The organism is Brucella lupini, assembly GCF_002252535.1.
GTDB lineage: Bacteria > Pseudomonadota > Alphaproteobacteria > Rhizobiales > Rhizobiaceae > Brucella > Brucella anthropi.
This window is the reverse complement of sequence record NZ_NNRN01000055.1, coordinates 64,439-84,840: the sequence shown is the minus strand read 5'-3', so window position 1 is coordinate 84,840 and position 20,402 is coordinate 64,439. Positions and strand designations below refer to the sequence as shown.

Sequence of the window (20,402 nt, the reverse complement as noted above, 5' to 3'; positions counted from 1 at the left end):
GCCGCAGATGATTATGCTCAACTACCGTTGGTCTGTGACTTCGCCTCGGCCAGATGACCGTCATGATGGCTCTCATGGGCCTGGTTACTGTTGCCCAATCCGTTGAGGACGAGATTTAGCGTAACGGAAACCACGCAAGCCACCACAACGCTCGAATGCAGGATGGACTGCGTCCAGTCCGGCAGTTGCTGGAATAGATTGGGTGACATGATCGGAATGAAAGCGATGGCCAGCGTCAACGCGACGATCAGGATATTGTACTGATTATTCGCGTAATCGACCTTGGACAGCGACTGGATGCCAGCCGCAGCGACAATGCCGAACATCGCCACCGCTGCGCCTCCGAGTGCCGGTGCAGGCACCGCCGCAAGGACTGCACCAAACTTGGGAAAGAAGGCGATGACGCACAGCATGAAACCGCAAAGCGCCACAACCCAGCGGCTGCGTACACCGCTTAGAATGACGAGGCCGACATTCTCCATGTGAGCAATGAAGGGAAAGCCCGCGAAGATGCCCGCAACTGCACTAGCAAGGCCGTTGGCGCGCACACCATCGGCAACCTGTTCAGGCGTTACATCCTTGTCGACAATCTCACCGATCGAAATGAACAGCCCCATGGATTCCACTGTCTGGACGATCATCACGATCACAATCGTCATAAATGGCAGGACGGCAAAAGTCGGCAGTCCGAAATGGAACGGCATCGGCACGGTCATCCATGGAGCGGCCCCGACCGCGTTGAGATTGCCCATCCCCAGAAGAAAGGCGACCAGAGCGCCCGCACCCATACCGAAAAGCACAGCCAGGTTTTTCAGGAGCGGCGATCCAAACCGATTGAAGGCAAGGATTACGATTAACACCAGCAACGCCACGCCCAGAAAAGCGGGATCGCCAAAATCGGACTGGCCGCGTCCGCCGCCTGCCCACTGATAGGCTTCCGGTAGAAGCTGCACGCCGATGGCGGTGACGATGCAGCCCGTGACGACGGGCGGAAAGAAGCGACGCAGATGCCCGGTAACCGGTGCGATCAGCATGATGAAGATACCGCCTGCAATCACGGCACCGCAAATGCCCGCTATCCCCACCCCCGGCATGGAGCCGATGGCGATGATGGCCGAGACACTGGAAAAGGCGACCCCGTTCATGATCGGAAGACGGACGCCGAAACGCCAGAATCCTATGGTTTGCAGTAGCGTCGCAATACCTGAACAGAAGAAGGTGGCACTGATCAGGAGGATAGTTTCCTCGGAACTGAAGCCGAGCGCATTAGCGATAATCAGCGGTACCGCAACCGATCCCACATAGGACACCGCAACGTGCTGCAGCGCCAGAGTGAGTGTTTTCTTGGCAGGTAATATTTCATCGACTGGATGTATTGCAGATGTCATCGTTGTTCCCCTTATTGAGTCAATTTCCAACGACTTGTGGCCGTTCCTTTCGTGACGTCTTGTCTTGACGTTTTCATTGCCTGTTCCATCAAACCGGCTTCGGAAATCATCCCCGCGTCAAGCGATGCAGCAGATAAACTCCCGGCTCCGAAGCCGGTCGATTGCGGGTCATTATGCCCGACATGCTTCTATGCGGGCCTGCAACGAAGCCCGGTCGAGATTGCGCCCGATGAAGATCATCTTGTTCGAGCGTTCATCCCCTGCCCATGGATGATTGGGGCGGAATTCGATCTCGTTATGGACGCCGTGCAGGACATAGCAATAGTCATCGTCCTGAACGGAAAAGATGCCTTTCATTCGAAACAGATTCTCGTTGTTCTGTCGCTTGAGTTCCTGCACCCATCGCGAAATTTTCTGCGGGTCCATATTGCCCGGAAATTCGATACCGACGGACGTGACCGACGTGTCATGGGTATGGCTGGCATCCCCGAGCCATGCGTGTTCATGACCGTGATCCTCGTGGTCATGAACGTGCCCATCGCCGTGCCCATCACTATGGTGATTATGATTGTGCACGTGCCAGTCGAAATCGATCTCGGCAGCCATCTTGCGATTGCGATCGAAGGCCGCCAGTCCCAGGATCTTGGTGAGATCGATCTGCGCATAGCTCGACAGCACGATATCCGCAGTTTCGTTCAGCTGGCGGATGCGTCTGCTTACATCGGCAATATCTGCGTCCTGTGCCAGGTCCACCTTGTTGAGCACGATACGGTCTGCACAGACGATCTGATCGACCGCCTGATTGTCGATGCCATCCAGATGGATATCGTCCAGATGCTGGCGAATATGTTTGACGTCGACCAGCGTTATGACTCCGTCGAGATTGGTTTCATTGCGGATCGGATCATCGAGGAAGAAAGTCTGGGCCACCGGATAAGGATCGGCAAGTCCGCTCGTCTCGATAATTATATGATCGAGACGTTCCGGTCTTGCCAGAAGCTGGCGTATAACCCGCAGAAGATCGTCACGTGCCTCGGCCACACAACAGACGCAGCCATTGGTCATTTCGAAGATTTCTTCCGTACTGCCGACGACCAGATCGCCATCAATGCCAATTTCCCCGAACTCGTTCTCGATCACAGCGATCTTCATGCCGTGATTTTCCTTCAGAATGTAGTTCAGCAACGTTGTCTTGCCGGAGCCGAGAAAGCCGGTAAGCACGGTGACCGGAATCTTGTCCTTGACTGTCTTCAACATCGTTCTTCTCCGTTGGATTATCGTTGTCAGGGCATTTTGAGCCATCGCCGGACGCCACCCGTCTCCAGATCGAAAAGATCCAGAACCCGGCCAACCGTGTGATCGACCATCTCCGCGATGCTTGCGGGTCTGGCATAAAAGGCGGGAACAGGGGGCGTCACGATGGCGCCCATCTGGGTGACGGTCAGCATGTTGGCGATATGGGTCTGCGTCAGCGGCGTCTCGCGGGCCAGCAGCACCAGCTTTCGCCGCTCCTTCAACGTGACATCGGCTGCCCGGCTGATCAGGCTCCCCGACAGGCCATGCGCAATTTCCGCAAGCGTTTTCATCGAGCACGGCACCACGACCATACCCATGGTTCTGAAGGACCCGCTCGAAATGCTGGCAGCCATATCGTCGGATTTGTAGAAATAGCCTGCCTGCTCGCGAATATCAGCGAGTTTGTAGTCGGTCTCGTGGGTCATGGTCAGAAGCGCCGACCGGCTCACCACAACATGCGTTTCTATCTGGAGCTGCTGCAGGATTTCGAGAAGGCGAAAGCCGTAGACGAAGCCTGACGCACCGCTGATCCCAACCACCATGCGCGGGCGGTAGTCGTGTGGTCGTGGAGAGACCGCGTTCATGACGGTGTTCCCGTTGGTCTTATTCCGGTCAGACCGCCCAGAAGATCGCGCGCACGCCCGAGCGCATCGTCGCCAATCACGGCACGAATGCCATGAAAATCCGGGCTTCGCGTCGCATCGAGCGCCAGCCGCGACGTCGTACCGTCAGAACTTGACGATGGATCGAGCGGACTGCCGGGCAGACCGTCAATCGTGAAAAGATCACGATGCGGTTGGAAATGCGTGGCCATTGCCCACAACACCTGACTGTCCTGCGTGACGTCTGTATCGTCGTCGACGGCTATGACCGTTTTCAGATAGGGGTCCCAGCCGAGAAGGCCCAGCATCACCTGGCGCGCTTCGCCGGGCCGACTTTGCTTCAACGCGACATAGCAGTGAAAATGCGTTCCGGAGGTGGGATAGTGCAGCCTCGTTACCGAGGGGAACCGCGCTTTCAGCTTCTCGAACATTTCAGCTTCCCGCGGCAGGCGGGCAAGGTTGAGATGCTCGTCCGTCGCACCGCCCACGACATCGACCAGCCAAGGCGTCCGACGACGCATGACAGCCGTTACGTGAAACAGCGTATTGGTCGACCGATCCGAAGAATAGCCAGAGAACTCGCCAAATGGTCCTTCCTCGACATGTGCATGGGGATCAAGATACCCCTCCAGCACATATTCTGCCGCCGCCGGAACACCGATAGCGTAGCGTGGTGTTCTGACCAGACGCAACGGCTCGCGCATCAGTCCGCCGGCAACAGCACGCTCATCTGCACCGAATGGCAACCGCGCGGAAGCAGCCAGCATGAAAAGCGGATGCGCCCCAACCACCATCGCCACCGGCAGCGGCCGACCGGTTTCACGCGCCGTCTGATACATGCGCCATAGATGCCCGCGTGAGTGCAGGCTCGTTGCCAGTGTCGACTGGGAGTGCCGCATCGACCTGTGATAACTGAGATTGGCAATGCCGGTTTCAGGATCACTCGCAACAATGATCGCATTTGTGATATAGGGGCCGCGATCACTCTCGAAATGCCGGATCATCGGAAGTTTGTCGAGATCGACGTCCTTGCTTTCGTCGACCTGTTCCATCACCGGGCCGTCGGCGACATATTCAGGCTCGATCGGAGCATTGGCGCGTTTCTGGTACTCGCCATGCAGCTCGGAAATACGCGTTCCGAAAATGCGGGCGATCCTTTCGCGCGATGCAAACACATTCGTGACCAGCGGCACCTCGCTGCCCGGAACCTGATCGCAGACCAGCATCGGTGTCCTGCCCTTTTCAGCCAGCGTCGCCACCAGTGCGGTAACATCGCGGCCGTCCTGCAGAGGTTCGCGGATATGAACGACGTCATCGGGATAAAGTTGCCGGTAGACGTTCGCGAAACTCTGAAAATCCTGTGTTCCCGTCTTGGTGACTGAATGCAGCTCGTTCATGACTCCTCCCGATGTCATTTCCTGAAATGTGCGGGGTGCGCATGGACACCCCGCACAGCGCCTCAGACGTACGTGGCCTTGAGACGCTTCTCCGCTTCCGCCAGATCCTTGGGAGGCTTGGTGGGTTCGATACCGATGAGACGGGCTATGTTGTTGCCCAGATAGTCTTCGAGAATATCTTCGCTGAGGTTCATACCCTGCGGCTCCGGCGAACACAGAACCTCCAGCTCGCGCAACCACATGCCCGGATTGTTCGGTGGCGAATCCGTACCGAATACGATCTTGTTCGGCGGCAACTGCTTTGCAAACTCCACGATGCGCGACTGGAAGCACCAGCCGGATTCGCAATAGACATTCGGCGTGTCCATCGCCATCCAGAACGCTTCGAACGAATAGTTGCCGCCCGTCTGTATCCCGAAATGGCCGATGATGAAGTTGACCATCGGAAATTCGCGAATGATGGGATAGAACTGCGTCGGGATCGAATAGGGGCCGTCACCCGTATGGATAAGAACGACGACGCCCAGCTCCGCACATTTCTTCATGGCAGGCCGCAACCATTCCAGTGCGCGGTCCGGGCGATAGCCATGCATGTTGGAATGCAGCTTCAGCATCTTGAAGCCATATTCCTTGACATGGAATTCCAGTTCCGCAGCGCCGTTTTCCGGACCCCACCGAGGATTGTAGTTGAAGTTGCCGATAAAGCGGTCCGGATATTTTTGGCAAAGCTCGGCGACATAGGACATGTAGTCACGAATGCCGTCGCGTCCGCGGCGGTTGCCATCACGGTAGCCTGTGTTTCCGGGCGGCGGCTGAATGAAGCCCATATCGATCCGGCGTGGCTTGCCGTTGATCATATACGGACCGTCCATGAGCTTCAGCATACGTTCGCCGGTAAACGGCTCACCGGTATGACGCCAGGCCTCATCGACAAGATTGGTTGGATGCAGATGGGTATCGATAATCATGTGGATTCTCCGCTGAACTACGCAAGGGTCGCCAGGTAGTGCTTGTTTTCGATGCCATGACGTTCAAGTTCTGCGACTGCATTCTGATAGGTGGCGGGCGGAGGAGTTGGCTCCATGCCCAACATTCGGGCGAGATTGTTGCCGAGGTAATCCTCAAGCGTGTCCTCGTCGAGATTCATCCCTTGCGGCGGTTCATGGCAAAGCACTTCGAGCAGATTCAGCCACATGCCTGGTTCGTTAGGCGGCGTGTCTGAACCGTAAAGGATCTTGTGCGTCGGCAAATCCTTGGCAAATTCAACGATACGCGACTGCAGACACCAGCTGCTTTCACAGAACACGTTCGGATATTCCATTGCCCATTGGAAAGGCTCGAAACAGTAGACCCCTCCGGTCTGCACACCGAAGTGCGCCATGATGAAATTGATGTCCGGATATTCCTTGATAAGCGGAATCCACTCCGTCGGAATACTGTAGGGGCCATCACCGGTATGCAGCTTGACGAGCACACCCAGTTCCCGGCATTTGTCGAGCGCTGGGCGCAGCCAGTCCTTGGCACGGTCAGGCCGATATGCATGCATATTGGCTTGCAGTTGGATCATGCGGAAACCATGTTCCTTCACATAGCGCTCAATGGCCTCGACCCCGTTCTGCACGCCGCAACGCGGATTATAGACGAAGCAGCCAATGAACCGGTCCGGGTATTTTTGAACCATTTCAAGCGTATAGGCCATATAGGCATCGATGGACTGACGCCCGTCTAGCTCCCCATCTGTCCACGTATAGATGGTGTTGCCCTGCGGCGGCTGGATGAACGCCTTGTCGATGCGACGTGGTTTGCCGTTGATCGTATAAGGGCCGTCCATCATTTGAATCAGGCGCTCGCCGCTGAACGGATCGCCATCATGCTGCCAGGCCAGATCGACCAGATTGGTCGGATAGCAACTGGTATCGATGATCATTGATTGGTCTCCTTTTCCCGGTCGTGAAGGACCGATCCTCGAGAAAACCAACTGCGTCCCCCTTTGGTGCGGCAACCGTTCGCCAGGCGACGGCAGGCTTATATTTCGACAGCAGTGATTTTCGTCACTGCCCACTATCGCCGCATTGATGGTAAGACGTACAATATCGCTTTCAGCGCATGGTGAGACGATTTCGATATGGTCGAATCCGGCGCCGAAGCTCAGAAACGCCCATCAGGAAAGCAAATCACAATAAAAAGCCGACCCTGAGGCCGGCTGTAGCTCTTCTGGGAAGGTGGCCGCCGCAGGCGATCAGTTTGGAGACTGTTTGGTCCAGTCAAACAGCATGGTTGCGCTGAGAACAGCGAAGATAAGAATGATATCGAACACGTAAACCTCGAAAATGGGAAGCCGCTGGCCTTGTTGAACGGGCAAGGAATTTACCGGTCAGCATCCCTTGAAGATCTCCCAGATCTTCATCCCCACGCCTGACATGGGTCTCATAAACGCAAGACGGCAGTGAAATCAAGCCGCGTCCGGCAACAGAGTTTCGTATTTTCAAGGACTATCGCCCCTCCCCCTTTGAGACGTACAGTGTTGTTTGTTCCGGTTGGCGAGAGGTTTTAGATATGGCTTACAATCATCTGAAACCGTTCGATCTGCGAACACTGCGTTATTTCCTGGTCGTCGCGGAAGAGCTCCATTTCGGTCGCGCCGCAGTCCGTTTGAATATGTCGCAGCCTCCTCTCAGTCAGCAGATCAGACAACTGGAGGACCGTCTCGACGTCGTGCTGTTCAAACGCAGCCATCACAATGTCGAACTGACTGCAGCGGGACTGGCTTTGAAAGAGCAGGTTCCGCTGATCTTCCAGCAGTTGGAAAAAGCTGTTGTCACGACCCGTATGACAGCAGCAGGCTCCATCGGTCGACTGGACATTGGCGTAATCAGTTCTTCGCTGGTCGGCATCATTCCCAGAGCGCTCGATATCTTCACCAGCCGTTATCCGGATGTCGACTGGCAGCTCCATGAATTAACGCCAGCGCTCCAGATACAGGGACTGCTTGAGCGTCGCATCGATGTTTGTCTTTTTCGCATGCCGCCGCATCAGGACGGCCTGCACCGGGAAATCATCATGAAGGAAGCTCTCATGGTAGCCATGCCAAGATCGCATCCTCTCGCCAGCCAGAACAGCGTCTCCTTGATGCAACTGAAAGATCAGCCGTTCGTCATGTTCGGCCTGCATCAATCGAGATTTGCAGATTTCCTCTATCAGTGTTGTGTCAAAGCAGGGTTCACGCCGACAATTCGCCAGCAGGTCGTAGAGGTGCAATCGCTTCTGAGCCTTGTCGGCGCCAATATTGGCGTCGCCCTGTTGCCCGCCAGCATGCGACAGCTGGCGCAGCCGGAAGTGGTTTTCAAACCAATTCATCCGTCGCCACCGGAAATCCCTTTATATGCTACCTATCGCGCCGGTGACATGTCACCGACACTGAAGCGCTTTCTGGCGATAATCAGCGAACTGATAAGCGAACACCGGATCAATACGGTCTCCGATGAAACAGACCGACGAATCCAGTCCGTTTTTGAGTAGCACCAGAGAACACCAGATTGAAGAGCCGCAGCATTTTTTGGAAGGACGAGAAGAACGAAGGGAGCCTGGTCGATCCTTTCGACGTAAGGCCAAGAACAAAGAACAGCTCGATCAATTTGATCCGTGACAACGGTAGCTAGGGCAAGACTGCAATCACTATTAAGGTGGCATTCTATTAAAATGACGGCTTTGTCAGCATCAACAATATGATGGTCAAAACTGCTGCAAATAATGGAAAGCCAAAAGCAAACCACCAGCGATAGTGACTATGATAGCCCCGGCGGCAATGCCTTTCCCTCGGCAGCAGCCAAACGAAGCATGCCCCACAGCCGGACAAGGCAGCCAGACCAACTTCACATGCAAGAAAATAGCCGGCAATTGACTAGACATTGGTAGCAGTTGCGGTGAACCGTATCAGTCAGTGCGACGATACCGCCGACATGAGCAATGGACTTCCGTGTTTAACGGTTGACTTGCTTGAGTGCTGCTGACCTGTTCAGGCCGGACAATACATATTGGTTCTGCACGGCATCGGGCGTTGCGCACCAATCACCGAGAATACATAACCAACTGTTCTAGTCTTATGCTTGATGTTAGGAAAATGTGTTAAATACTGATACTGTTGGACTCCCCGGCCGTGAGACCTGAATATGACAAATCAAGCCTCCCCATTGACAATCGATGACATCACAATCGTCGATCAATCGAAGTTGAAGAAAGCTGTCACGGCCGCTGCCTTAGGTAACACCATGGAATGGTTCGACTTCGGCGTTTATGGTTTTGTGGCTTTCGCACTGGGCAAAGTCTTTTTTCCTGAAGTCTCTCCTGCAATTCAAACCATTGCAGCGCTCGCGACTTTCTCGGTGCCTTTTCTTATACGTCCACTCGGTGGACTGTTTTTCGGCATCATGGGTGATCGCTTTGGCCGACAAAAAGTATTGTCGCTCACTATAATCATCATGGCAGCAAGCACATTCTGTATCGGGCTGATACCCGGCTACAACAGCATTGGTATACTTGCTCCTATACTGCTATTATTGTGTAAACTGGCACAGGGGTTTTCCGTAGGCGGGGAGTATACAGGCGCGGCTATTTTTGTGGCGGAATATGCACCTGACCGCCAGCGTGGTGTATTGGGCAGCTGGCTCGATTTCGGTTCTATTGCAGGCTTCGTTCTCGGTGCGGGTTTTGTGGTTCTTTTACAGACCTTCTTGTCCGAAGCAGCATTTTTGAGCTGGGGTTGGCGTGTACCCTTTCTGGTTGCGGCGCCGCTTGGACTTATCGGCCTTTATCTGCGCCATGCTGCCGAAGAAACCCCGGCTTTTACCCAGCAATTGGAACGCTTGGAGCAGGAAGACAAATCAGCACTGCAAGAGCGGCCTACGGTGCCATTTACCGAGATATTCACCAAGTATCGCAGGTCCTTGCTCGTCTGTATAGGCATGGTTCTGGTGACCAATATCACTTATTACATGCTCCTTACTTATATGCCGACCTATCTATCCAGTAATTTGGGTTACTCAGAAAATCATGGCGTGATGATTATCATCGCAGTGATGATCGGCATGCTTTTCGTGCAGCCACTCATCGGCTTCACTAGCGACCGCATTGGGAGACGGCCTTTCATTCTGATTGGCAGTATCGCCCTGTTCGTAGTTGCTATTCCCGCCTTTCTGATGATCGCCAGCAACGAAACTGCCCAGATCTTCCTCGGGCTGCTGCTCCTGGCAATCGCGCTCAACTGTATGATCGGAGTGATGGCGGCAACCCTACCTGCTCTATTCCCCGCCCGAATTCGATACAGCGCCCTGGCGAGCTCCTTCAATATAGCTATAATAGCTGCCGGGCTCACTCCGACGTTGGCAGCATGGCTGGTCGCAAGCAGCAATAATTTACTCATGCCAGCATATTATCTGATGGGCGCAGCAGTAATCGGCATCGTCACCAGCGTATTCTTGCCCGAGACCGCCAACCAGCCACTACGGGGTGATACGCCGAATGCTTCTAACCCAGCAGAAGCCCAAGTTTTACTACAAGAATCCTACGATATTATTGAAGAACGTATTGAGGATATCGACGTGGAGATCGCCACGCTCCAGGCGAAGATCGCTCAGCTATCTGCGCAGCGTGAAAAATTGGCCGACCGTCACCCAAACATTGATTGATATTGCTCATGAGAGCGTGAGATTTTCAACTCCTCTGTTCTTTTACCAAACCATCAATCCCGTGCAGACCATCTACCATTCCTCCAGCCGCTGATCCTCATCCCAATCGGGATGACCGGCATGATGCAAACCGGAGTTCTTCTGACTTCTTCAGTGCCACTTTAATACAGCGTCGCCTTGTCTGCCGCAGAAACCGCCATTTGTCTCTGCTAAATGTGATAGCTGGCGAGGGACGCACCCAACGCTACAAGTATCGTACCACACGCCTTTGGCACCAACCAACCAGCCTTGTTGTGGCGAAGTCGCTCCAAGGCAAATGAAGCAATAGCGACTACCACAACATCGGCAGTTGAGAAAATCAGGTTCACTATCATCCCCAGCACAAGGAACTGGAGCCAGAGTGGAATTTCGGCTGTGGGTTGTACAAATTGCGGTAGGAAGGTGAGGAAGAAAAGTGCCGTCTTCGGGTTGAGAACTTCAACTACAATGCTGTCGCGAAACGTTTTTGATGTCGGGCTGGTGGATTGATCTTTCTTACTCCACTCGAAGAAAATGGCGGCTCCCAACCAGATCAGATATGCGGCGCCGATAAATCTTATAATCATATAGACCCGCGGTGCATGTTCCATCAACGATGCAAGGCCGATCGTGGCACCCACGATATGCACGTAACATCCTAGATGAACGCCGAGAGCAGCCATTAGGCCCGCATTACGACCATACGCAAGGGTCTGCGCGGTCATGTAAAGTATTGCGGGTCCTGGCATGCAAGCAAACGTTAGCGTAGCGACCGCAAAAGGTATCCATAAGTTCATCGACAACATGACGGCTTCACCCCCTGGCCCGATGAGGGAGCATTAAGCTTCACTCAAACGCAATGCTATACGGCAGGTGTCGTATTTAAATGGCAGCAATGCTCGGATAGTCTACTTTTGGCTAGAGTTTTGCACCGCTCCTGCTACCTACCAAAGTATGGTAAAGGGATCGACCTGAAAATTGATGGATTCGGCTTCTGCATAAGCTATCGTGGGGCAATTCCGAAGAACACTATCGCATGCACCGGCGGCGTAAGACCCTCCAACTAATGGGGAAATTAATCGTGTCGCCACGAGGGTATTCATGAAAGCGACAGGTAAAGACACATTCCAGAGGCTGAGACTGAAAGAGTTTTTCAGCGCTCGCTGCATTCACAAGGTCATGCGTGATAATGATCGTGAGAAAATATCACGTCATTTGCGCAAAAAATTCGCGAAAAGGCGCCCTCACGATCAACCCCAATTGGCGAAAGTATGTATCTAGTTCAATGGAAACTAAGATCGCTCCGCTCACCGCTTTTGCCGATTAAACTGTGGGATATAATTCAGCCGATGCCCTTTCCAATCGAACGACCGAAGGTAAAATCAGGCAACTCCGACTATGGCAGACAATGTGCCCAGGCACTTGATCTATCCGTTAGGAATCTTATGAGTAAAGCTGTTGCTTCCGGATGGGATGAAGTTGAAGTTGCGTTGCAGGTGATATCGCTCTGCGAGAGCTATATTTATGGCCCCTTTGATCGCGAGCGTTAACGCCGACAAATAGAACAACGAAACCTTGCTTTCCAGTTTGCATGTGCCAGCCACTTGTCAGTACAGATTGAGTTTTATCAGCGCCGTCCGTGCGAAGATCACCGTCGGATGGCTTTTTGACGTCTACTTGCTGTAGCAGTGGCCGCCATGGAAATATCGTAGGTTGGAGTCCTGGCGTCGTATTATTCTCTTCAGCCAGCTACCCACGCGGACCGAGATGTTTGATTGCCGGTCCAGATTCGCAGCTGAATCTATGGTAGTCATGAATGACTGGATGGAGGGCAATCTAGGTGAAACTCCACGCTCTGATGTGCGTCGACATCGAATGACAAGCGTTATAGCAACTCCTGAAATGAGTATTGGCGGCCCTGGTATCTTGGTATTTCTGGACTCACCAAGGCGCGGTGTACGGCAACGGATGGTATTGGCATAGTCTCGTCTGAACTTTTCAGCGCATTCGTGCGCTGTCTTGTGAGTGACAAAGGTCCCGCTGGAAGCCAGCATAACTTCGACCATGCGAATGCTCAACGGAAACCGGAAATACAGCCACACCGCCTCTGCAATAATCTCGGCTAGAAAATTCACGTGACACAAGCGCAGAACTGTCACCAGCTCATTATGTCCGAACCAGTATCAATAGCTGTCAAAAAATTTCCTTGCCCGGGGCGTTATCTCAGCAAATAAGCCGACTTAATTGACACAGAGCTTTATTCCGTTGTCGGATCGTGCATCAGATTAAGGTTCCCTCAAAGCCAGCAGAACAGCGCTCCATATTGATCGTCTCAACCTCAAACCATTGACTTTTCAAAACGGCCGCATTTAAACACCGGTCAAGTTCCTGAACTGGATCATTCCCAAGCGTCCGCTTTGGCCGGGTGCGCTGCGTTAGAAATCAAGAGTAAATCATGGCACACGAAGATCTCGAAGCTCGGCATCTGGAGACACTGGACCGGGACTTGAGCCGCTTCGTTCAGCTGGAAACAGCAACGAGTTACGTCTCACGTCCGCTCGTGGCTCCAGGCATTGCTCTTGTATTCATCATGCTGGCCGGGCTCGTCGCTGCCATGTTGCTGGACCAGACCACTCAGATGCTTATTGTTGTGGCCGCGACCGTTTTTGGCGCCTACATGGCTTTGAACATCGGCGCCAACGACGTGGCTAACAATATGGGACCGGCCGTCGGTGCCAATGCGCTGAGCATGGGTGGTGCGATTGCGATTGCCGCGGTGTTTGAAAGTGCTGGCGCACTCATCGCAGGAGCCGATGTTGTATCGACGGTCGCTACCGGCATAATTGCGCCAGACACACTTGCAACACCGATCATGTTCATCTGGGCAATGATGGCAGCGTTGCTCGCCTCGGCGCTTTGGGTCAACCTTGCGACATGGATCGGCGCTCCTGTTTCAACCACGCATGCGGTTGTCGGCGGTGTCGTGGGCGCCGGCATTGTCGCAGCTGGGTTCGGAGCAGTGAACTGGTCTCAAATGGCGGCTATTGCGGCAAGCTGGGTTATTTCGCCTGTGCTGGGTGCGATCATAGCTGCTGGTTTTCTCTGGTTGATCAAATCCCGTATTATCTATCGCGTGGATAAGATTGCTGCTGCTCGTGTGTGGGTCCCGATCCTTGTTGGCCTCATGGCGGGAACCTTTGCGACATATCTGATCATGAAAGGGCTGAAACAGTTGATCGATGTGTCGACTGAGGTAGCTCTGATCTTTGGATTGGCTGTTGGTGTTGGAAGCTGGTTGATCTTGATCCCGGTCATTCACCGCCAGTCATATGGGCTCGAAAACCGCAACAAGTCACTCAAGATCCTGTTCAGCATTCCTCTGGTTGTGTCGGCGGCTTTGCTGAGTTTTGCCCATGGCGCAAATGACGTGGCGAATGCTGTGGGACCGCTCGCGGCAATTGTCCAGACATCGCAAACCGAGGCGTTGAACCACGGCGTCGTGATTCCGCTCTGGGTTATGCTGATCGGTGCATGTGGCATTTCTTTAGGCTTGTGCCTGTTTGGCCCCAAGCTCATTCGAATGGTTGGCAACCAGATCACCAAGCTGAACCCGATGCGGGCTTATTGCGTGTCATTGTCAGCCGCAATCACTGTCATTCTGGCCAGCTGGTTGGGATTACCGGTCAGTTCGACCCATATAGCCATAGGCGCGATCTTTGGCGTTGGGTTCTTCCGCGAATGGGACACGGAACGACGATTGAAGAAAGCGCGCCAAGCCCTGCCATTGGATTCCATTCCGGTTGAGGAGCGCCGCCGTCGAAAGCTGGTTCGCCGCTCTCACGCGCTCACGATTGCAGCCGCCTGGGTGGTAACGGTTCCTGCTGCCGCAATCCTCTCGGCCATTTTGTTCGCACTGTTGAACCAGATCCCTGTTGGGCATTCCTGACCCGGTACGCAGAAGTCAAAAAAATGCAGCCATTTGGTTCGGCTTTCCCTGCTGGCAATCGTGCGCCGTGCTTGCCGGGCCACACCAGACGCGTTTAGTGTTAGAGGATGCGGCAGCGAACCAGCAGTACTCTCAATTGCTTGCGTTCCAAGCGGACCTTACTGCTCTAATGCGTGAAGCATGGACGTGTTGCAAACGTTCTGTCAATGATGACAGGTTAGCATTTGGGCGGTATTCAGATAAACTTGCCGAGCTTTTCTGCTGCTAGTCGCAAGTCATCAAGATGGGCAAGCCCCTGTTCCAGAGATAGCCGCTGGGTCGGTGCGTGGAACGACAAGGTGGCGCAAAAATTGTGCCGCGCATCCATGACAGGCACTGCAACAGCAATCATGCCGTCAACGAGCTCTTCCTGATCCGTTGCAAACCCACGCACCCTTGCACGCTCGATTTCCACGCGAAGCATCGTTGTATCGACAATGGTTTTTTTGGTGAAGGACTGCTTGTCTCCGGTGAGGAGATAGCGTTCGAACTCCTCTTCCGGAAGCAAGCTGAGTGTGACTTTCCCTGACGCAGTGGCATGGAGCGGCACACGCGAACCAATATGAAGCGCTATACGCAACGGCCACTGTGTTTCCACGCGATCGACATAAATCATCGCATCATTGTCCGGAACCGCGAGGTTGCAGGTTTCGCCGATCTGCTGATTGAGCCAGATCAGAACATTTCTGCTCGGAAGACTACTCAGTGAAGCGTGCATCGCACCGATTGCCATTTCGCGGAAGCGTGCACCGGGCAGATAGCTCTTCCCATCAATGTTCTTGGTGAGAAAGCCCTGCTCCTCCAGATAGGCGAGCAGACGGTGAACTGTCGGTTTGGGCAGTTTGAGTTCTTCAATGATTTCAGCAGGGGTCATTGCGCGTCTCTGACGCCCCAGCAACTCAAGAATCTGCAGGTTCCTTATACTTGGGCTGGCAATCAGATTATTGGGTTCATTCTTCATGAAAACACTACGTCACACTGAGGTTTCCTAGTGGTTTAACCCAGCCCGGAGACGTAACCAAGCGAATTTATACCCGGTGAATTCAATAAGTTGATATTTTTTGAGACAAACTGTCTCAAAAAATTATTGACTCTCGTGCATTTTGAAACAAGGGTAACGACACTGCGATCCACAGGAGGAGTGTGGATCGGGCCATAACCGTCAAAACGCAGGAGGGCGTCATGTCGGATACAACAGTGGACGCTGTGAGGAGCGGCAGCCAGGCGAATGATGTTAGGAAAGTCGTCTTTGCCAGTCTGATCGGCTCCACCATCGAGTGGTATGACTTTTTTCTTTATGGTGTGGTGGCGGGCATCGTCTTCAACCACCTCTACTTTCCATCGGATAACGAAACTGTCTCCATTATGCTGGCCTATGCGACTTTTGCGGTAGGCTTTGTCGCCCGACCTATGGGCGGCCTCGTTTTCGGACATTTCGGCGACCGGATAGGGCGCAAGGCGATGTTGATCATCAGCTTGCTGATGATGGGCGGAGCTACCGTCGCCATCGGTCTTTTGCCCGGCTATCAAACTATCGGCCTGATGGCACCCGTGACGCTTTTGTTCCTTCGCATCCTCCAAGGCATTGGCATTGGAGGTGAATGGGGCGGTGCGGTGCTGATGGCTTATGAATATGCGCCCAAGGACAAGCGTGGCTTCTACGCTTCCCTGCCGCAGATCGGCCTGTCTCTGGGCCTATTCCTGTCGTCAGGTGTCATGGCGCTCCTGTCACTTCTGCCCGACGAACAGTTCATGATATGGGGCTGGCGTGCTGCCTTTATTGGATCAATCGTTCTTGTCTTTCTGGGGACATGGATCAGGTCCAACATTCAGGAAAGCCCCGAGTTTCAAAAAGCCAAGGCTGCGTCTCGCGGTCGGGATCCAGGTCTGCCTTTCACCACCATGATCAAGCGCTATCCGGGTAACGTCATTCTCGGCATGGGTGCCCGTTACATTGACGGCGTCTTCTTCAACATCTTTGCCGTTTTCTCGATCCTGTACCTGACCCGTTTTGCCGGACTCGATCGGACGGCAGCATTATGGACAGTCTGCGCCGCCGCCGTGGTCATGATCGTATTCATTCCCCTGTTTGGACGCCTGTCCGACCGGGTCGGACGACCTGTTACCTATGCATGGGGATCTCTCCTGCTGGGTTTGAGCGTCTTCCCGGCGTTCTGGCTCATGTCGACAGGCGTTCCCGTGCTGATCGTTCTGGGCATCGTACTGCCGTTCGGCATTATCTATCCCATGTGCTACGGACCGGAAGCTGCCCTGTTTGCAGACCTGTTTGATCCGACTGTCAGATATACTGGGATATCCTTCGTCTATCAGTTCTCGGGCATCATCGCTTCCGGTCTGACACCTATGATCGCCACTTACCTGATGTCCATCAATAACAACGATCCTTTTTGGGTATGCGTCTACGTGGTGTTTGCAGCTGCGGTGTCGTTGGCATCCGCTGTTGCAATCGAGCGCAGGCGAAAGCGGCTCTAGCGGAACCAGCACACCCCAGCGGGCAGCAAGACAGGGATCCGGCTCCGTCGTGCGACACGGACCCTGTTAGGAGGAAGTTCTTTATGAATGAAGTAGCAGACTACATCATAGTGGGTGCCGGCTCGGCGGGCTGCATCGCCGCCAACAGGATCAGTGCGGATCCCTCGGTCACCGTTCACCTGCTGGAAGCCGGCCGCAAGGACCGCAATCCGTGGATTCACATTCCGGTTGGTTATTTTCGCACGATGCACGACCCCAATTACGACTGGTGTTATCAGACAGAACCGGATTCGGGATTGAACGGACGCAGCCTCAGCTGGCCGCGTGGGAAGGTGCTCGGCGGCTCATCTTCGCTCAATGGTCTGCTTTACGTGCGTGGACAGAAAGAAGACTATGATCGTTGGGCACAGTTCGGCAATTCCGGCTGGTCCTGGCAGGATGTTGGCCCAATTTTCGAGAGTTTCGAAACGTTCCATCGCCCGGCAGCCGCAGACCGTGGAACCATGGGTGAGTTGCAGGTGTCGGCCCCACGCCTGAAGCGGGCGATCTGCGAAAAGTGGATCGAGTCCGCCCGTGCGAATGGCTACGATTACAACCCCGACTATAATGGGGCAACGCAGGAGGGCGTGGGGCATTTTCAGCTGACCATGCACAAAGGACGCAGATGCTCTTCCGCAGCCGCATTCTTGCGCCCGATTCGTCATAGACAAAATCTGACCATCCAAACCGATGCCCACATCATGCGTGTCGTCGTCCAGAATGGTCGCGCGACAGGTGTGGAATATCAGCGTCCGGACGGCACCCGCCACACGATCCATGCCAGAAATGAAATCATCCTGTGCGCTGGAGCTATCGGCTCGCCCCAGATACTCATGCTGTCCGGCATCGGCCCGGCTGAACAACTGGCCGCTCACGGCATTTCTGTTCAATACGACGCGCCGGAAGTGGGCCAGAACCTGCAGGACCATTTGCAGGCCCGGCTGGTCTTCAAATGTAACGAACCGACGCTCAATGATGAAGTTCGCAGTCTCATCAAGAAGGCTGCCATTGGTCTCGAGTATGCGCTGTTTCGGACCGGCCCCATGACGATGGCCGCCAGCCTCGTCTTCGGATTTGTCAAGACGCGGCCAGAGCTCGCCACGCCGGATATTCAGTTTCACATCCAGCCATGGTCAGCCGACAGCCCCGGCGAAGGTGTGCATCCTTTCTCTGCCTTCACCCAGTCGGTGTGCCAGTTACGGCCGGAAAGTCGTGGAACAATCACTTTGCGTTCCCGCAACCCCTTCGACCATCCAGTCATTCAGCCCAACTATCTAGCAACCAGAAACGACCAGCAGACATTGGTCGAGGGAATTCGCATCGCACGCCGCATAGCACGGACTGAACCCCTTAAATCTGCCATTGCACAGGAGTTCAGACCGACAGCCGATCTGAATGGCGATGACGAATTGCTGGATTGGGCGCGACGCAATTCCACCACGATCTACCATCCAACCGGCACCTGCCGGATGGGCGTCGACGAACGCAATGTTGTCGACGACCGGTTGCGTGTTCGCGGCATTGAAGGTCTGCGCGTCGCGGATTGCTCGATCATGCCGGAAATCGTCTCCGGTAACACAAATGCTCCGGCGATGATGATCGGCGCGAAACTGGCTCAGATGGTCCTGGAAGACAGGAAACGCGCTTTAACGGCACAAAACGCCGCTACGCCGACCTACGAAAAAGTAGCTTAGGAGAATTCACTGCCATGAAAATGACGACGGAAGAAGCATTTGTTAAGGTTTTGCAGATGCATGGGATAGAACATGCATTCGGGATCATCGGCTCCGCGATGATGCCGGTATCGGATTTGTTTCCGAAGGCGGGCATTACCTTCTGGGATTGCGCCCATGAGACGAATGCGGCGCTGATCTGCGACGGTTATACCCGCGTGACAGGCAAGATGGGCATGGCGATTGCTCAGAACGGGCCCGGCGTAACCGGCTTCGTGACTGCCATCAAGACTGCTTACTGGAACCACACGCCGATGCTGCTTGTCTCTCCACAGGCTGCCAACAAGACCATCGGTCAGGGCGGTTTTCAGGAAGTTGACCAGATGGCCCTGTTCGAAGAGATGGTCTGCTATCAGGAAGAAGTGCGCGACGCGACCCGCATTCCCGAAGTGCTGAACCGCGTGATCGAGAAGGCATGGCGCGGCTGTGCACCGGCACAGATCAACGTTCCCCGTGACTTCTGGACCCAGGTCATCGACGTCGACCTGCCACAGATCGTTCGACTGGAACGCCCGAGCGGCGGACGCGATGCCATTGCCGAGGCTGCAAAACTACTGACCAATGCGAAATTCCCGGTCATCCTTAACGGGGCCGGTGTTGTTATCGGCGGTGCGATCCCTGAATCCATCGCGCTTGCTGAAAGGCTCGATGCGCCGGTCTGCTGCGGCTATCAGCATAATGATGCCTTTCCCGGCACCCATCCGCTGTCCGCAGGTCCGCTCGGCTACAATGGTTCCAAGGCCGCGATGGAGCTGATCTCCAAGGCCGATGTGGTTCTGGCGCTCGGCACCCGTCTCAATCCGTTCTCGACCCTACCCGGCTACGGCATCGATTATTGGCCGAAAGATGCAAAGATCATTCAGGTCGACATCAATCCTGATCGTATCGGCCTCACCAAGAAGATCTCGGTCGGCATTTGCGGCGATGCCAAGCAGGTTGCGCAGCAGATTCTCGACCAGATGGGAGCCAATGCGGGCAATGCAGGTCGCGACGAGCGCAAGCAGCTCATCCATCAGCGTAAATCCGCCTGGTTGCAGCAACTTTCCTCGATGGATCATGAGGATGACGATCCGGGCACGCATTGGAATGCCGGTGCGCGCGAGCGCGAGAAGGACCGCATGTCGCCGCGGCAGGCATGGCGTGCCATTCAGGCTGGAATGCCGAAGAACGCCATCATGTCCACCGACATCGGCAATAACTGCGCCATCGGGAACGCCTATCCAAGCTTCGAACACGGACGCAAATATCTGGCGCCGGGCATGTTCGGCCCCTGCGGTTATGGCTTCCCATCCATCGTCGGCGCCAAGATCGGCCAGCCTGACACGCCAGTGGTCGGCTTTGCAGGCGACGGTGCGTTCGGCATATCCATGAACGAGATGACCTCCATCGGTCGCAAGGGCTGGCCTGCGATCACCATGGTCATCTTCCGCAACTATCAGTGGGGTGCTGAAAAGCGCAATACGACGCTGTGGTACGACAACAACTTCGTCGGCACCGAACTCAATCCGAACCTGAGCTACGCCAAGGTGGCGGATGGCTGCGGTCTGAAAGGCGTGACCGTCGATAGCCAGCAGGCGCTGACCGAAGCCTTGCAGACGGCAATCAACGAGCAGGCCAAGGGGGTGACTACCTTCATCGAAGTCGTGCTCAATCAGGAACTGGGCGAACCATTCCGCCGCGATGCGATGAAGAAACCCGTTGTCGTGGCCGGCATCGACAAGGCCGACATGCGCCAGCAAATGCCCGTCTGAACCAGTCCGTCAGTGA

Annotated in this window: 15 protein-coding genes and 1 pseudogene; 6 read left to right on the top strand and 10 right to left on the bottom strand. The window is 54.6% G+C overall.

Features of this window, described 5'->3' with window-relative positions:
* Positions 1-17: 17 nt before the first annotated feature.
* From CES86_RS20115 to CES86_RS20090, 6 genes are all read right to left on the bottom strand, one after another.
* Positions 18-1,388, bottom strand: a complete 1,371-nt coding sequence (locus CES86_RS20115; protein WP_094515194.1) for a nucleobase:cation symporter-2 family protein — start codon at positions 1,386-1,388, stop codon at positions 18-20.
* Between the two features lie 171 nt (positions 1,389-1,559).
* Positions 1,560-2,645, bottom strand: a complete 1,086-nt coding sequence (locus CES86_RS20110; RefSeq protein WP_010660435.1) for a CobW family GTP-binding protein — start codon at positions 2,643-2,645, stop codon at positions 1,560-1,562.
* Between the two features lie 26 nt (positions 2,646-2,671).
* A complete protein-coding gene (locus CES86_RS20105) occupies positions 2,672-3,268 on the bottom strand; it encodes a UbiX family flavin prenyltransferase (protein ID WP_010660436.1) in 597 nt (198 codons plus the stop codon).
* Complete coding sequence (locus CES86_RS20100; protein ID WP_010660437.1) at positions 3,265-4,683, bottom strand: UbiD family decarboxylase; 1,419 nt, start codon at positions 4,681-4,683, stop codon at positions 3,265-3,267. Before CES86_RS20100 ends, CES86_RS20105 begins: the two co-directional genes overlap by 4 nt.
* A gap of 62 nt (positions 4,684-4,745) precedes the next feature.
* Positions 4,746-5,651, bottom strand: coding sequence for an amidohydrolase family protein (locus tag CES86_RS20095; RefSeq protein WP_010660438.1), 906 nt, complete (start codon positions 5,649-5,651; stop codon positions 4,746-4,748).
* Positions 5,652-5,668: 17 nt separating this feature from the next.
* The gene (locus tag CES86_RS20090) at positions 5,669-6,610 is read right to left on the bottom strand and encodes an amidohydrolase family protein (protein ID WP_010660439.1); all 942 of its coding nucleotides are present in this window, start codon (positions 6,608-6,610) and stop codon (positions 5,669-5,671) included.
* Positions 6,611-7,239: 629 nt separating this feature from the next.
* Between CES86_RS20090 and CES86_RS20085 the strand changes: the two genes are divergently transcribed.
* A complete protein-coding gene (locus tag CES86_RS20085; protein ID WP_010660440.1) occupies positions 7,240-8,202 on the top strand; it encodes a LysR substrate-binding domain-containing protein in 963 nt (320 codons plus the stop codon).
* 175 nt (positions 8,203-8,377) lie between these two features.
* Here CES86_RS20085 and CES86_RS28310 read toward each other — a convergent pair whose 3' ends face one another.
* Complete coding sequence (locus CES86_RS28310; RefSeq protein ID WP_226622774.1) at positions 8,378-8,539, bottom strand: DUF2269 family protein; 162 nt, start codon at positions 8,537-8,539, stop codon at positions 8,378-8,380.
* 313 nt (positions 8,540-8,852) lie between these two features.
* Between CES86_RS28310 and proP the strand changes: the two genes are divergently transcribed.
* The gene (gene proP, locus CES86_RS20075) at positions 8,853-10,367 is read left to right on the top strand and encodes a glycine betaine/L-proline transporter ProP (RefSeq protein ID WP_010660441.1); all 1,515 of its coding nucleotides are present in this window, start codon (positions 8,853-8,855) and stop codon (positions 10,365-10,367) included.
* A 209-nt stretch (positions 10,368-10,576) separates the two neighbouring features.
* On the opposite strand, the gene CES86_RS20070 is transcribed toward proP, so the two are convergent.
* Positions 10,577-11,191: a LysE family translocator gene (locus CES86_RS20070; RefSeq protein WP_010660442.1), complete on the bottom strand. Its 615-nt coding sequence runs from the start codon at positions 11,189-11,191 to the stop codon at positions 10,577-10,579.
* Positions 11,192-12,325: 1,134 nt separating this feature from the next.
* Positions 12,326-12,547, bottom strand: a pseudogene (locus CES86_RS27940) (IS6 family transposase); the annotation flags it as partial.
* Between the two features lie 293 nt (positions 12,548-12,840).
* Between CES86_RS27940 and CES86_RS20055 the strand changes: the two are divergent.
* The gene (locus CES86_RS20055) at positions 12,841-14,331 is read left to right on the top strand and encodes an inorganic phosphate transporter (RefSeq protein WP_094515192.1); all 1,491 of its coding nucleotides are present in this window, start codon (positions 12,841-12,843) and stop codon (positions 14,329-14,331) included.
* Positions 14,332-14,566: 235 nt separating this feature from the next.
* Here CES86_RS20055 and CES86_RS20050 read toward each other — a convergent pair whose 3' ends face one another.
* Positions 14,567-15,331 (bottom strand): IclR family transcriptional regulator, encoded by a 765-nt coding sequence (locus CES86_RS20050; RefSeq protein WP_029376148.1) that lies wholly within the window; start codon positions 15,329-15,331, stop codon positions 14,567-14,569.
* Positions 15,332-15,552: 221 nt separating this feature from the next.
* On the opposite strand from CES86_RS20050, the gene CES86_RS20045 reads away from it, so the two are divergent.
* The 3 genes from CES86_RS20045 to xsc all read left to right on the top strand — a co-directional run bounded on the left by CES86_RS20045 (position 15,553) and on the right by xsc (position 20,386).
* On the top strand, positions 15,553-16,863 hold the full coding sequence (locus CES86_RS20045; RefSeq protein ID WP_051129071.1) for an MFS transporter: 1,311 nt from the start codon (positions 15,553-15,555) through the stop codon (positions 16,861-16,863).
* Positions 16,864-16,946: 83 nt separating this feature from the next.
* The gene (locus CES86_RS20040) at positions 16,947-18,596 is read left to right on the top strand and encodes a GMC family oxidoreductase (protein ID WP_010660447.1); all 1,650 of its coding nucleotides are present in this window, start codon (positions 16,947-16,949) and stop codon (positions 18,594-18,596) included.
* A gap of 14 nt (positions 18,597-18,610) precedes the next feature.
* Positions 18,611-20,386, top strand: a complete 1,776-nt coding sequence (gene xsc / locus CES86_RS20035; RefSeq protein ID WP_043063076.1) for a sulfoacetaldehyde acetyltransferase — start codon at positions 18,611-18,613, stop codon at positions 20,384-20,386.
* The last annotated feature ends 16 nt before the right edge of the window (positions 20,387-20,402 follow it).